Source organism: Pseudoclavibacter helvolus (assembly GCF_014191305.1).
Lineage (GTDB): Bacteria > Actinomycetota > Actinomycetes > Actinomycetales > Microbacteriaceae > Pseudoclavibacter > Pseudoclavibacter helvolus.
In genome coordinates, this window is sequence record NZ_JACHWJ010000001.1 from 551,458 (window position 1) to 566,024 (window position 14,567).

At 67.7% G+C, this 14,567-nt stretch carries 12 protein-coding genes; all 12 read left to right on the forward strand.

Annotation, left to right across the window (positions count from 1 at the left end; all coding sequences use genetic code 11):
• Nucleotides 1–333 precede the first annotated feature (333 nt).
• The 12 genes from mraZ (at nt 334) to FHX72_RS02540 (ending at nt 14,445) form a co-directional block, all read left to right on the forward strand.
• A complete protein-coding gene (mraZ, locus tag FHX72_RS02485; RefSeq protein ID WP_068476394.1) occupies nt 334–765 on the forward strand; it encodes a division/cell wall cluster transcriptional repressor MraZ in 432 nt (143 codons plus the stop codon).
• A gap of 191 nt (nt 766–956) precedes the next feature.
• A complete protein-coding gene (gene rsmH, locus FHX72_RS02490) occupies nt 957–1,958 on the forward strand; it encodes a 16S rRNA (cytosine(1402)-N(4))-methyltransferase RsmH (RefSeq protein WP_068476391.1) in 1,002 nt (333 codons plus the stop codon).
• Entirely contained in the window at nt 1,955–2,518 is a 564-nt protein-coding gene (ftsL, locus tag FHX72_RS02495; RefSeq protein ID WP_183622849.1) for a cell division protein FtsL, read from the forward strand. Before rsmH ends, ftsL begins: the two co-directional genes overlap by 4 nt.
• A 36-nt stretch (nt 2,519–2,554) precedes the next feature.
• A complete protein-coding gene (locus FHX72_RS02500) occupies nt 2,555–4,324 on the forward strand; it encodes a penicillin-binding transpeptidase domain-containing protein (RefSeq protein ID WP_183622851.1) in 1,770 nt (589 codons plus the stop codon).
• 23 nt (nt 4,325–4,347) lie between these two features.
• Nucleotides 4,348–5,880, forward strand: a complete 1,533-nt coding sequence (locus FHX72_RS02505) for a Mur ligase family protein (protein WP_183622853.1) — start codon at nt 4,348–4,350, stop codon at nt 5,878–5,880.
• 4 nt (nt 5,881–5,884) lie between these two features.
• Nucleotides 5,885–7,303 carry a UDP-N-acetylmuramoyl-tripeptide--D-alanyl-D-alanine ligase gene (locus FHX72_RS02510; protein ID WP_183622855.1) on the forward strand — a complete coding sequence of 473 codons (1,419 nt, stop codon included), beginning with the start codon at nt 5,885–5,887 and terminating at the stop codon, nt 7,301–7,303.
• Nucleotides 7,300–8,397: a phospho-N-acetylmuramoyl-pentapeptide-transferase gene (gene mraY / locus FHX72_RS02515; protein WP_183622857.1), complete on the forward strand. Its 1,098-nt coding sequence runs from the start codon at nt 7,300–7,302 to the stop codon at nt 8,395–8,397. The genes FHX72_RS02510 and mraY overlap by 4 nt, the downstream gene beginning before the upstream one ends.
• Complete coding sequence (gene murD, locus FHX72_RS02520; protein WP_183622859.1) at nt 8,394–9,905, forward strand: UDP-N-acetylmuramoyl-L-alanine--D-glutamate ligase; 1,512 nt, start codon at nt 8,394–8,396, stop codon at nt 9,903–9,905. The genes mraY and murD overlap by 4 nt, the downstream gene beginning before the upstream one ends.
• Nucleotides 9,865–11,145 (forward strand): putative lipid II flippase FtsW, encoded by a 1,281-nt coding sequence (ftsW, locus tag FHX72_RS02525; protein ID WP_183622861.1) that lies wholly within the window; start codon nt 9,865–9,867, stop codon nt 11,143–11,145. Before murD ends, ftsW begins: the two co-directional genes overlap by 41 nt.
• Nucleotides 11,142–12,227: an undecaprenyldiphospho-muramoylpentapeptide beta-N-acetylglucosaminyltransferase gene (gene murG / locus FHX72_RS02530; protein WP_068476377.1), complete on the forward strand. Its 1,086-nt coding sequence runs from the start codon at nt 11,142–11,144 to the stop codon at nt 12,225–12,227. The genes ftsW and murG overlap by 4 nt, the downstream gene beginning before the upstream one ends.
• A gap of 89 nt (nt 12,228–12,316) precedes the next feature.
• Nucleotides 12,317–13,726 carry a UDP-N-acetylmuramate--L-alanine ligase gene (murC, locus tag FHX72_RS02535; RefSeq protein WP_183622863.1) on the forward strand — a complete coding sequence of 470 codons (1,410 nt, stop codon included), beginning with the start codon at nt 12,317–12,319 and terminating at the stop codon, nt 13,724–13,726.
• Nucleotides 13,723–14,445 carry a cell division protein FtsQ/DivIB gene (locus tag FHX72_RS02540; protein WP_183622865.1) on the forward strand — a complete coding sequence of 241 codons (723 nt, stop codon included), beginning with the start codon at nt 13,723–13,725 and terminating at the stop codon, nt 14,443–14,445. The genes murC and FHX72_RS02540 overlap by 4 nt, the downstream gene beginning before the upstream one ends.
• The last annotated feature ends 122 nt before the right edge of the window (nt 14,446–14,567 follow it).

Genomic DNA, 14,567 nt, shown 5'->3' on the forward strand with positions numbered 1-14,567 from the left:
CCAACACGGGCACTCACCAGCAGGGTTTGTAGTCCACAGGGGTTGTAGACCGCGGGTCGGGCAAGCGGGGGAGTAGCTCCCTAACGTGCCCCACCACGCTCCACCCTCCACCACCACCTCCTCACACTTCGGGACCGGCCACCTGGCCGGTCCCGTTTTTTGTGCCCGAAAGTGCCCCAGATGGCTCCATTTCCCTCCACCTCGCTGAGGCCAGTAAATTACTGGCCTCTTTCTGCATTCCCAGGCGCAAATTGCCGCGTTTCAGTAGATGTGTGGTTGGTTGTGGAGTAAAGTGGAACCTGTGGGAGTTCAGCGACTGGGAGGGGGGCGTGCATGTTCCTTGGCACGTACTCGCCCAAGCTCGACGAGAAGGGGCGGCTCATCCTTCCGGCCAAGTTCCGCGACGAGCTCGCGGAGGGCGTCGTGCTGACGCGTGGGCAGGACCGTTGCGTCTACGTCTTCTCGAATAGCGAGTTCGAGGAACTGCACAACCGCATCCGCCAGGCCCCGGTCACGAGCAAGCAGGCGCGTGACTACCTGCGTCTCCTGCTCTCGGGCGCGCACGCCGAGACGCCAGATCGCCAGAACCGGGTCACGATCCCGCAGCAGCTCAGGCAGTACGCCGGGCTCGATCGCGAACTCGCGGTCATCGGGGCCGGTACCCGCGCCGAGATTTGGGATGCCGAGGCCTGGAACGCATACGTCGAGGCCAACGAGTCAGCCTTCTCCGAAACCGCCGAGGAGGTGATCCCGGGACTCTTCTGACCCTGACCGCCGATTCTCAGCCGTTCCGCCCTGAAGCGCCTTCCCTCGCAGCAGAGCACAGCACCACAACCGGAGCTCCATCTGAAGCCACTTCCCCGGCGGCAGAAGGAATCTCCACTTCGCTCCCCTCGCACCGTGCGAGGAGAGAGAACGGATGGGAATCAGTGATCAGGGAGGAACCCGGACATCGCATGACAGAAAACAGTCAGACAACTCGGCCAGAGAGCGGCGGCGAACGCGACCCCGCCTCGCTTCACACGCCGGTGCTCCTCGAGCGCTGTGTCGAGCTCCTCGCGCCCGCGCTCCAGGCTCCCGGCAGCATCTACGTCGACGCGACTCTCGGGATGGGCGGGCACAGCGAGGCTGTCCTCGACCGTTGCCCGAACGCCCGCCTGGTCGGCTTTGATCGCGACTCTGAGGCGCTTGGCCTCGCCGCTCGCCGCCTCGCGCGCTTCGGCGACCGCGTCACGCTTGTGCACGCTGTCTACGACGAGTTCGAGTCCTCGCTCGACAAGCTTGGGATCGACACGGTCGACGCGGTCCTGTTCGATCTCGGAGTCTCCTCGCTCCAGCTCGATGAGGCGAGCCGCGGGTTCTCCTACATCCAGGATGCGCCGCTCGACATGCGCATGGACGCCACGAAGGGCGTCACAGCGGCTGAAATCGTCGCCTCGTACGGCGAGGAAGAGCTCAAGCAACTCTTCTATCGCTACGGCGACGAGAAGCTGGCGCCCCGCTACGCGAGCTGGATCGTGCGAGAGCGCGCCCAGTCGCCCATCGAGACGACCGGTCAGCTCGTCGATGTCCTCCAGCGCGCGACGCCTGCTGCCAAGCGCGACGCCGGCCACCCAGCGAAGCGCGTCTTCCAGGCGCTGCGCATCGAGGTCAATGCCGAGCTCGGCGCGCTCGAGCGTGCGCTTCCGCAGGCACTCAACCGGGTCGCCGTTGGCGGCCGCGTTGTCGTCGAGGCCTATCAGTCGCTCGAGGACCGCTTCGTGAAGCGTCTCTTCGAAACAAAGACCACCTCGACCGCCCCGAGCGGACTGCCCGTCGAGCTCCCCGAGCACAAGCCCGAGTTCCAGCGCCTCGTGCGCGGAGCCGAGCGTGCGGGAGCCGACGAAGGCGAGATCAACCCACGAGCCCTTCCCGTGCGCTTGCGCGCGGTGGCCAGAGTAAGGAGCCCACGGGCATGACGGCAGCGACGAGCATCCTCCGAGGATCCACGGCACCCCGTCGCCAGAAGGCGGCTCCCGAGAAGCAGGCGCAGTCCCCGCGGCTGCGCCTTGTCGAGGCCCCGCGTATCCGGAGCCTCTGGAGCTTCCGCTCCGTCATGATCTCGCTCGGCATCCTCGCTGGCGTCTTCGTCACGCAACTCGCGCTCAGCATCGCGATCTCGCAGGGCGCCTACGAGGTCAGCGGCCTCGAGCAGAGTCAGACTGAACTGCAGCGGGCCGAATCGGCCGCGCTCGAGGAGCTGAGTGCCATGTCGTCCGCCCAGAACCTCGCGGTCGAAGCCACGAAGCTCGGCATGGTCCCGACTGATTCGCAGGCGTTCCTCCAGGTCGGAAGCGCGTCCCTCGCGACCGATGCGGGCTCGACGGGCACCTCGGCACCCATCAACACGGGGCTCGTCACCAACGAGATCACTCAGCCCGCGGCACCGGCTCCCGCCCCCGACGGAGTTTCAGCGCAGCCAGCGGCAGCGCCTGAAGTACCGTCAGTCACCGAGTTGCGCTCTCCCTCCACGAGGTAGATCCACCAAGAGCAGAGCCCAAGGGGGAGGACCACCGTGTCACCAAAAGTGTCCAGGCGCAGGGCCGGCCTTGTCATCATCCTGGTGACCGCAGTGCTCATCGCCTTCGGGGTCCGCCTGATCGACGTGCAGCTGGTCTCCGCGTCGACCATCAACGCCGATGCCGAGTCGAAGCGTGGCGTCTCCAGCACGATCTTCAGCGAACGCGGCTCCATCGTCGACATGAACGGCGAGATCCTCGCCGACTCTGCCGACCGCTTCGACCTCACCGTCGCCCCCGTGAACGTCAGGGAGTTCGACCGCAAGGGCGACGACGGCAAGATCGTCGAGGTCTCGAGGGAACAGGCCCTCGGCGAGATCGCGGCCGTCACCGGGCAGCAGCAGGCAGAGCTCGTCGGCGTCGTGGATGCGGCGCTCGCGATCGACCCGGAGAGCAACTTCGCCTACCTCAGCCGCGGCCTCGAGCTCGCGGCCTACGAGAAGATCCGCGCACTCGAGATCCCCTGGATCTACCCGAAGCGCGAGGCCGCCCGCGTCTACCCGAACGGCCAGGTCGCAGGCAACCTCACGGGCTTCCTCGGCGCAGACGGGGAGCCCCTCGCAGGCCTCGAGCTCTCGCAGAACGAGTGCCTCGCCGGTGTCGACGGCGAGGAGACCTACGAGCGCAGCGCGGACAACGTGCGCATCCCCGGCACCGAGGTGACGCTGACCGAGGCTAAGCAGGGCGGCACGCTCAAGCTCACGGTCGACGCGGATCTCCAGTACTACGCACTCCAGGTGCTCGCGCAGCAGGTCACGGCGATGGGCGGCCAGTGGGGGCACGTCATCGTGACCGAGGTCGACTCTGGCAAGATCCGCGCCGTCGCGGATTGGCCGTCTGTCGACCCGAACGATCCGGGTGCGACCGCGACCGAAGCGCGCGGGTCCCGCGCGTTCACCGCGCCCTTCGAGCCGGGTTCGACCATGAAGGCCCTGACGGCGGCCATGGTCTTCGACAAGGGCCTCTCAACCCCGAGCGAGCAGATCACGGTGCCAGGCCGCTTCGAGCAGACCGACGTGAGCTTCGGCGACGACTGGGCGCATGGCGACGAGCGGTGGACCGTAGCGGGCATCATGACGCGCTCGTCCAACATCGGCATCGCCATGATGGGCCAGCGCCTGAGCGCCGGCGAGCGCTACGACTACATGCTCGACTTCGGGCTCAACGCCGACACGGAGGCCGACTTCCTCGGTGAGGAGTCCGGCACGGTTCGCCCATACGACGAGTGGGATCCGCAGACCAACTACGCCACGATGTTCGGCCAGGGCCTCCAAGTGACGGCCCCGCAGATGGCAAGCGCCTACGCCACGATCGCGAACGGCGGCGAGCGACTCCCCGTCCAGCTCGTCGAGGGCTGCGAGACCGAGGACGGCTTCGTGCCGACCGACCCGGGCGAGCCACGCCAGGTCGTCTCGGCCAAGGCCGCCGCCGACACGCTGACGCTGCTCGAGGCCACGGCGCAGAGCGGGAGCCTCGCAAACGAGGTTGCGATCCCTGGTTACCGCGTCGGCATCAAGACGGGCACCGCGGAGGTCTCCGACGGACAGGGCCAGTACGTTGCGGGCAGCTTCATGACCTCGATGGCCGGTGTCGCCCCGATCGACGACCCCAAGTACGTCGTGACGGTCTCGATCATGAACCCAACTACGATGAGGGGCAGCGCCGCCACCGCGCCCGCATGGCACGATGTCATGGCGTACGTTCTCCAATCCAACCGGGTGGCCCCCTCTCCGAGCCCGTGGCCGACCATCCCGACCACGTTCTGATCCGCACTACTGCACAGGAAGTCATGCCCGCAGCAAGCATCCGTCCATCCCATCCAGTGCCGCGCTCGCTCTCTGAGCTGTGCGCGCACTTCGGACTCGACGCCCCGGAGGGTGTTGACCAGGTCGAGGTGACCGGCGTCTCCATCTCTTCGCTGGACGTCGAAGCCGGCGACCTCTACGTGGGGCTGCCGGGTGCGCGAGTGCACGGTGCCAGCTACGCGGCGAACGCCGAGGAGGCCGGGGCAGTCGCGATCCTCACCGACGCTGCCGGGGCCGAGCTCGCCGGCGAGCTCGGGGTACCCGTGCTCGTGACCGAGGAGCCTCGTCTGGCCCTCGGCGACGTCTCCGCGCGGATCTACCGCACTGACCCGGACCAGCCGAAGCTCTTCGGCGTCACGGGCACCAACGGCAAGACCTCTGTCGTGTACATCCTCGACGGCCTCCTGCTGCAGCTCGGCGTCGTCACGGGCCTGACCACGACGGTCGAACGCCGCATCGGCGAAGAACGCATCGAAGCGAGCCTGACAACACCGGAGGCCAGCGAGCTCCACGCCCTGCTCGCGCGTATGCGCGAGGTAGGAGTGCACGCGGCAAGCATCGAGGTCTCCGCGCAGGCCGTGACCCGGCACAGGGTCGACGGCATCGAGTTCGACGTCGTTGGCTTCATCAACCTCTCGCACGACCACCTCGACGACTACGCAGACTTCGAGACGTACTTCGGCGAGAAGCTCAAGCTCTTCACGCCGGAGCGCGCGCGCCGCGGAGTCGTCTCGCTCGACTCCGAATGGGGCGCGCGCGTCGTGGAGGACTCCCGTATCCCGGTCACGACGATCTCCTCCAAGCCGGGCGTCGAGGCCGACTGGAACCTGGTCGTCACCGGTGCCAAGGGCGGCAGCACAAGCTTCACGCTCACGAGCCCCGACGACCGGGTCCTGCACTCGAGCATCCCGATGCCAGGCTGGTTCTCAGCAGCAAACGCCGGCCTCGCGATCGCGATGCTCGTCGAGTCCGGCTACGACCTCGGCGAGATCGCCGAGGTGCTCGAGCGAGACGGCGGCATCGACGCATTTGTGCCCGGCCGCCTCGAGCTCGTCTCCGGCGACAAGGGGCCGCGCCTCTACGTCGACTACGGCCACACGCCGGACGCCTTCGAGCAGACGCTCGGCGCGCTCCGAGAGATGACCACCGGCCGCCTGTTTATGGTCTTCGGCGCAGACGGCGACCGGGACCGCACGAAGCGCCCCGAGATGGCTCGCGTCGCGGCGGCAGGCAGCGACGTCGTCATCATCACCGACTACAACCCGCGCACGGAAGACCCTGACGAGATCAGGCGGGTGCTCGTCGAGAGCGTGAAGGCCAACTACCCAGACCGGGAGCTGCATGAGATCGCTGACGCCAGCATTGGGCTGCGCAAGGCGGTTTCGCTCGCGGGGGCCGATGACACTATCCTCATTGCCGGCCCTGGCCACGAGAGCTACACCGAGGTCGCAGGCAGCAAGATCCAGTATTCGGCGCGAGACGAGGCCAGAGCGGCACTCAGGGAAGCAGGGTGGTGAGCGGATGATCGAACTCCGACTTCGTGAGATCGCTGAGATCACCGGGGGAGAGGCTCTCCCAGCTGGCGACGACACCCTCGAGACCGCCTTCTCCGGCACCGTCGACACTGACTCCAGGCTCATTCGTCCCGGAGACATCTTCGTCGCCAAGCCCGGCGAGGTCACCGATGGGCACCTGTTCGCGCCCAAGGCCGTCGAGAACGGGGCCTCGCTCCTCCTCGTCGAACGCGCCCTCGACCTGCCCGTCACGCAGGTCGTCGTCGACGACGCCGTTCTCGCTCTCGGCCGCCTCGCGACCGAGGTCGTGACGCGCGTCAAGTCCCGCGGCGCGCTCGTGACCATCGCGGTGACCGGTTCCAACGGCAAGACCACGACGAAGAACCTCCTGCGCGAGATCTTCTCGGCACGCGGGGAGACCGTCGCCCCCGTCGCGAGCTTCAACAACGAAGTGGGCGCGCCCCTCACCTTCCTCAAGCTCACGGAGGGTACGCAGACCCTGATCGCCGAGATGGGCGCAAGCGCGCCTGGCGAGATCAGCCGGCTCATCGCCATGGCGAAGCCTGACGTCGGCATCGTGCTGACCGTCGGCCTCGCCCACGCAGGCGAGTTCGGCGGCATCGAGGTCACGCTGACCTCGAAGACCGAGATGGTGCAGGGACTCGTCGCGGGCGACACCGCGGTGCTGAATGCCGACGACGCACGGGTCGCCTCCATGGCCGACAAGACAGCGGCGAACCTGCTCTGGTTCGGCAGGAGCGAGCAGGCGGATGTTCGCGCGAGCGACGTCTCGACGAGCCTCGCGGGCACGGAGTTCACCCTCCACCTGCCAGACCAGGAACCCGTCGCCGTGCGCTTCAGCGTCATCGGAGAGCACCACGTCACCAACGCGCTCGCCGCGGCAGCCGCAGCGCACACGCAGGGTGTGCCCGCCACTGAGATCCGGGATGCCCTCCAACGGGTGACGCGAGCCGAGCAGTGGCGCATGGAGCTCCAGCACGCGGGTTCTGTCAACCTCATCAACGACGCGTACAACGCGAGCCCCGACTCCATGGCGGCCGCGCTCAAGACCATCGCCCAGATCGCCCCGAGCGGATCGCGCACCGTCGCGGTGCTCGGCGCCATGAGCGAGCTCGGCGACGCCTCGATCGAGGAGCACGACCGCCTCGGACTCCTGGCCGTGCGCCTCGGCATCGACCAACTTGTTGTCGTCGGGCGCGACGCGCGCGCGCTGCACCTGGGTGCAATCGCCCAGGGGTCATGGGATGGCGAGTCCATCTTCGTCGAGTCCATGGACGAGGCCTACGAGCTGCTCGTGCGTGAGACTCGCCCAGGAGACCTCGTCCTCGTCAAGTCTTCGAACTCAGCGGGCCTCCGACACCTCGGGGACCGTTTCGCCGAGCACCTCAGGGGGCACTTCGCGTGATTGCGATCCTTATTGCCGGGGGTGTCGGACTGGCGTTCACGCTGTTCATGACGCCGCTCTTCATCCGCCTGTTCCATAAGCTCGAGTGGGGACAGTTCATCCGCGAGGACGGGCCCCAGGCTCACCACTCCAAGCGGGGGACCGCCACGATGGGCGGCATCGTCTTCATCGTCGGCTCCGTCATCGCCTACTTCCTCGCAACGCTCGCGACGGGTGACCAGGTCACGGCAGCCGGGCTCCTCATCCTCGGCATGATGGTCGGCCTCGGAGTCATCGGCTTCATCGACGACTTCCTCAAGGTCCGCAAACAGCAGTCCCTTGGGCTCGGCGGATGGTCGAAGATCGTCGGCCAGGTCGTCGTCGCCGGGCTCTTCGCTGTCGTCGGCCTGCAGTACCGCAACGCGGACGGCGTGCCGGTCCTCTCGACCCACATCTCGTTCATCCGCGACCTGCCGATTGACTTCATGGCCCTCGGCGCCATCGCGGGCACCATCGCGCTGATTATCTGGATCGTCGTCATCACGACGGCGACGTCGAACGCGGTCAACGTGACGGACGGCCTCGATGGCCTCGCGACGGGCGCCTCGATCATCTCGATCGGCTCGTACGGCATCATCGCCTACTGGCAGTTCAACCAAGCGTGTGGCACCGAGCGCCTCGCCGAGTCCCTCGAATCGGCCTGCTACACGGCGTACGCACCGCTCGACGTGGCGATCGTCGCGGCCGGCATCGCGGGCGCGCTTATCGGCTTCCTCTGGTGGAACACCTCGCCGGCTCAGATCTTCATGGGTGACACAGGATCGCTCGGTCTTGGCGGGGCCATCGCCGCGTTCGCTATCATCACGCGCACCGAGCTCCTGCTCGTCCTCATCGGTGGTCTCTTCGTCATGACGACGGGCTCCGTCATCGTGCAGCGGATCTACTTCAAGCTCACCAAGGGCAAGCGGATCTTCCTCATGAGCCCCATCCACCACCACTTCGAGCTGAAGGGCTGGGCCGAGACGACGGTCGTCGTCAGGTTCTGGATCATCGCCGGCCTCTGCGCCGCCCTCGGCATCGGCCTGTTCTACGCCGAGTGGGGGGTCACGACGTGACGCGCGATGTGGAAGCCCTGCGCAGCTGGCACGACGACTGGAACGGCATCACCGTTGCGGTCCTCGGTCTCGGGAAGACGGGGTTCTCCGTCGCCGACACGTTGGCCGAGCTCGGTGCTAAGCCGCACGTCATCGCGCAGGCACACGACGAGGAACGGGAACGCATCCTCGAGGTGCTCGATGTCCCCGTCACCATCGATGAGGACGACGAGGCCGCGGTTGCGGCGCTCCACTCGCTCGGTGCCGACCTGATCGTCGCGTCGCCCGGCTTCGCCCCGAGCCACCCGCTCATCTCGGCCGCAGAGGCACTCGACGCGCCAGTCTGGGGAGACGTCGAACTCGCCTGGCGCCTGCGCGACAAGTTCGGCGAGCCTGCTCCCTGGCTCGCAGTCACCGGAACGAACGGGAAGACGACGACAACGCAGCTGGCGGCGCATATGGGACTCGCTGCCGGCATCCGCACGGCACCATGCGGCAACATCGGCGTGCCGGTGCTCGACGTGCTCCGCGATCCCGTAGAGTTCCAGCTCCTGGTCGTCGAGCTCTCGAGCTTCCAGCTGCACTCCCTCCACTCGATGTCGGCGCACGCCGCGGTGGTGCTCAATATCGCTGACGACCACCTCGACTGGCACGGCGGTGCCGCGGCCTACCGTGCCGCGAAGGGCCGCGTCTACGAGCGCGCCCAGATCGCCTGCGTCTACAACAAGGGTGACGAGGCGACGCTCGACCTCGTCGAGGCGGCCGACGTCATCGAGGGCTGCCGCGCGATCGGCTTCGGCACCGACGTGCCTGGCCCGAGCGACTTCGGGGTCGTCGACGGCATCCTTGTCGACCGCGCCTTCCTGGACGACCGCGCGCGCACCGCGCTGGAGCTCACGACGCTCGACGAGCTGCGCCTACGCGGACTCTCCTCGAAGCACCTTGTGGAAGACGTCCTCGCGGCTGCCGCGCTTGTGCGTGCCGTCGGCGTTCCCGTCCCGGCCATCTCCGAGGCTCTCGCGACGTTCTCCGTGGACCGGCACCGCCACGAGGTCGTCGCCGAGGAGTCGGGGGTCCTGTGGGTCGACGACTCCAAGGCGACGAACGTGCATGCCGCGGACGCCTCGCTCACGGCGCACCGCAGCGTGGTCTGGCTCGTCGGCGGGCTCCTCAAGGGAGTCGACATCGCTCCGCTCGTCGCGAAGCACGCGGGCAGATTGCGTGGCGCGATTGCCCTCGGAACCTCTCGGTCTCAGCTCGCCGACGCGTTCGCGCAACACGCGCCCGAGGTCACCTTCATCGAGATCGACGTGAGCGAAACTGACTCCATCATGGGGCGCGCCGTGGCTGAAGCCGCCCGGCTCGCGCAGGACGGTGACACCGTGCTGCTCGCTCCGGCGGCCGCCTCCATGGATCAGTTCGTGAGTTACAGCGACCGGGGCCAGCGATTCGCGCTTGCCGTCGCGTCGCACCTTGAAGGGGGCCAGCATGCCGAGACAGAAGGCTCCCCGGACTCCCGCGCCCAGTAGCGCAGCAGGCAGGGGGCCACAGCGCGGGGCGGGCGCGGCAACTGGGCGCGCCTCCAGCGGGACTTCGGCGCAGGCTGGCGGCACCCGCAAGAACTCCTCGACCGCGGTCGTCGTCTCGCTTGGCAAGCGCATCCGGGGCGTCAACAGGAACTTCGTGCTCCTGCTCTCGATCACGCTCTTCCTGGTGGCCTTCGGTATCGTCATGGTGCTCTCGAGCTCTTCGGTCGAGGAGTTCGCGGGCGGAAATTCCGTCTCGGGCCGGTTCGTGAGCCAGGCCACGTTCGCGGCACTCGGCATCCCGCTCATGCTCTTCGCCTCGAGGATGCCCCTGCGCTTCTGGAAGCGCATCGCGTGGCCCGCCCTCATCGGAGCGGTGATCCTCCAAGGCCTCGTCTTCACGCCTCTCGGTGTTGAGGTCAACGGCAACGTGGCCTGGATCGACCTCGGGTTCACGACCATGCAGCCAGCGGAGGCGCTTAAGGTCGCGCTTGTGCTCTGGCTCGGCCTCATCCTGGGCCGCAAGCAGGGCAAGCTGCACATCGGCAAGGAAGTCGCGGTCCCCATCCTCCCCGTGCTCGGTCTGAGCTTCGGGGTCATGGCGCTGAGCAAGGACCTCGGCACGATGATCGTCGTCGGGGCCCTGGTGCTCGGCGCGCTCTACTTCGGCGGGGTCGCCTCGAAGTTCCTCTGGCTCGCTGGCGCCATCGCGGTTGCTGCCGCGCTGCTCCTCTCCGTCTTCAGCGATAACCGCATGGCCCGCATCACCAACTTCTTCGGCGGCGACGTCGACTATGAGACCTGGGGCTGGCAGAGCGCTCACGGGCTCTATGCCCTTGCCGCCGGTGGCCTGTTCGGTGCGGGACTCGGCAACTCGAAGGCCAAGTGGTCCTGGCTCCCTGAGGCTGACAACGACTTCATCTTCGCTATCATCGGCGAGGAGCTTGGGCTCGTCGGGGCGCTCATCGTCATCGGCGTCTTCGTGCTCCTGGCGGTTGTGCTCGTGCGCATCTACCACGAGGCGGAGGACTGGACGGCGAAGACCATCGTCGGTGCCGTCACGACCTGGCTCATCTTCCAGGCGTTCGTGAACATCGCGGTAGTGATCGGGTTCCTGCCGGTCCTCGGGGTGCCGCTGCCGCTCGTGTCCTCCGGTGGCTCCGCGCTCATCACGACGCTCTTCGCAATTGGCATAGTCTTGTCGATCGCCCGAAACCCCAAGCGATCGGAGTCCCGTACGTGACCAACTACCTGCTCGCCGGCGGCGGCACGGCCGGCCACGTCAACCCGCTCCTCGCGGTTGCCGACGCGTTGCGCGACCGTGACCCAGCGTCGAAGATCCTGGTCTTGGGCACCCAGGAGGGCCTTGAGGCCAGGCTCGTGCCCGCCCGCGGCTACGAGCTGCTCACCATCCCGAAGCTGCCGTTCCCGCGCCGTCCGAACTCGCAAGTGCTGACCTTCCTGCCTCGCCTCCGCGCGAGCGTCGCTTCCGTCCGGCGGATGCTCGACGAGCACAACATCGATGCGGTTGCCGGCTTCGGCGGCTACGCCGCAGCACCGGCCTACCTCGCGGCCAGGGGTCGCGTGCCGATCGTCGTGCACGAGGCCAACGCACTGCCAGGCATGGCGAACAAGCTCGGCGCGCGCTGGGCGAAGCGCGTCGGCGTTGCCTTCGACGGCACGCCGCTTCGTGGTGCCGTGACGGTCGGGATGCCGCTCCGAGCTGAGATCGAGCACCTCGACCGGGCTGCGAAGCGCGAAGAGGCCAACTCGTTCTTCGGTCTCGACCCGGCACGGCGCACTCTCCTCGTAACCGGCGGGTCGCTCGGCGCGAGGCGCGTCAACGAGACCGTCAGGGCGATCGTCCCGGCGCTGGTCGCCGAGGGCTGGCAGATTCTGCACCTTGTTGGCGGCCTCTCCAAGTTCGAGCACGAAGCGACCGACGGCTACCACGTGCTCGAGTACTGCGACCGGATGGACCTGGCCTTCGCCGCCGCGGACCTGGTTGTCGCCCGCGCGGGTGCATCCACGGTGAGCGAGCTCGGCGTCGTCGGACTCCCCGCCGTGTACATTCCGTACCCGGCGGCGACAGGCGACCACCAGACCACCAACATCCGCTCGGTCCTCGCGGCTGGCGGCGCCCTCCGCGTGACCGACGCCGACTTCTCGCCAGAGTGGGCCTCGAAGGAACTCGTCGCCCTCGCCAGGGACGACGAGCGCCGCGCCCGCATGGAGCGGGCCACGCTCGCATCCGCGCAGCGAGACGGAGCCTCGCGCGTCGTCGCCCTCCTCGACCAGGCGCTGCAGGACTCTCAGACCGGATAGGGGCATCCGACCGTGCAGGCGGAGTACCCTCGACCATCGACGCGGCAGAGGCCGCGCAGCTCGCAGACCGAGCGAACCCAGGAGCAGAGATGATCAATCCAGACGCCACCGCGCAGATTCCCGACGAGATCGGGAAAGTGCACTTCATCGGCATCGGCGGCTCAGGCATGAGCGGCATCGCGCGCATGATGCTCGACCGCGGCCTCACGATCTCCGGGAGCGACCGCACCGAGAACTACGCGACGCGGGAGCTGCGCGATCGCGGCGCGCGCGTCGAGATCGGTCACGCAGCGGAACACCTCGGTGACGCCGACACGATCGTGGTCACGAGCGCCCTCTGGCCGGACAATCCCGAGCTTGTCCTCGCGAAGGAGCGCGGGCTCAACATCCTGCACCGCTCGCAGGCCCTGGTCTGGCTCACGCGGGGCAGCCGACTCGTCTCGGTCGCTGGCGCCCACGGCAAGACCACGTCGACCGGCATGGTTGTGACGGCCCTCGACGCCCTCGACGCTGCTCCGAGCTTCGTGAACGGCGGGATTATCTCGGCGCTTGGCACGAGCTCGGCCGTCGGCGCGGGTGAGGCCTTTGTCGTCGAGGCCGACGAATCGGACGGATCCTTCCTCTTCTACGACACGGCCGTAGCGCTCATCACCAACGTCGACAACGACCACCTCGACCACTACGGCACCGTCGAGGCGTTCGAGGCAGCGTTTGTCCAGTTCGCGGACGCGGCGAGTGAGGCCGTTGTCATCTCGAGCGACGACCCGCTTGCCGTCGAACTGACTGCCAAGCTCTCGCACGACCACGTACTGACGTTCGGCCAAGCCGAGTCGGCGGACGCGCGCATCTCCGACATCGAGTCTGTCGGCGGGGAGACGCGGTTCACCGTCACCTGGCAGGGCACCGCCTACCCGGCACTGCTACACGTGCCCGGCATCCACAACGCCCTCAATGCGACCGGCGCCTTCGTTGTCCTCGTGCAGCTCGGCTTCGAGCCCGCGGCCGTTCTCGAGGCGCTTTCGAAGTTCGGCGGCACGAAGCGCCGCTTCGAGCTCCACGGCACCGTGAGCGGCGTCAGTGTGTACGACGACTACGCTCATCACCCGGCCGAGGTCGAAGCCGCGCTCTCGGCGGCACGCACTGTTGTCGGCACAGGTCGCCTCATCGCCGTCCACCAGCCTCACCTCTACTCTCGAACGCAGGCCATGAGCGACGTGTTCGCCGAGGTCTACGAGCGCCTCGCCGACGAGACTGTCGTGCTCGACGTGTGCGGCGCGCGCGAGGACCCGATCCCCGGCGTCACGGGGGCACTTGTCGAGGAAGCGTTTGTCGACCGAAGCAAGGTCGCGTACCGGCCGGACTGGCAGGACGCCGCCGACACGGTCGCGGACATCTCCAGGGAGGGCGATTTCGTCATCACTTTCGGCTGCGGAGACGTCAACCTCATCGTGCCCCAGCTCCTCGAGGCGCTCGGCACGAAGGAGCCAGGCCAGTCGTGAGCGTGCTCGGCGACGACGCGCGCCGATTCACCTGGCGCGCGAGGCGCCGCCGCCGCATCCTGATCTGGGTCGCAGCGGTGGTAGCGGCGCTCGTGGCCTTCGTCGCGACCGCCGTCTACAGTCCCATCATGTCGGTCCGCGAGATCGTCGTCACCGGAGTGGAGCGCGTCGACAAGGCGCAGCTGGATGCGTCCCTCGCCGACCTGCACGGGCAGCCGCTCGCGCTCGTCACGAACGACGATGTCGAGAGCCGGCTGCAGTCGTACGTGCTCGTCCAGAGCTACTCGATCCGCGTCGAGCCTCCGAGTCGTCTCGTCGTGACCATCGTCGAGCGCTCGCCCATCGGCACGGTGCAGACGCCGACCGGCTACGACGTCATGGACGCCGCAGGCGTTGTCCTCTGGACCCAGTCTGAGCCCGCCGTCGACATCCCGACCCTCGACCTGGGTGGGCAGGGCGTCGGCTCAGAGGCGTTCGCATCGGCCGCCGCCGTGTCACTCGCGCTGCCAGTGGCCTGCCGTTCTGGCGTCGCGACGGTAACGGCCAAGAGCATCGATGACGTTCGCCTCACGATGCGCAGCGGCGCCGAGGTTGTGTGGGGGAGCGCGGAGGATTCGGACCGCAAGGCCCAGGTGCTCGCGGCTCTCGTCACCGCCACGAGTGAGCAGTCCATTTCAAGCTACGACGTCTCGAGTCCCGAGACGCCCGTCACCCGCTGAGCTTCGGCTCGGGCCGTGCTCGGCCGTCAACCTTCAAGTTTGGGTTGAAGCGACTCGCGTCCATTCGGCGCGCAAAACGCAACACACCTGCGGACTGACCGGATGGGGCGGCGTTCGCGACC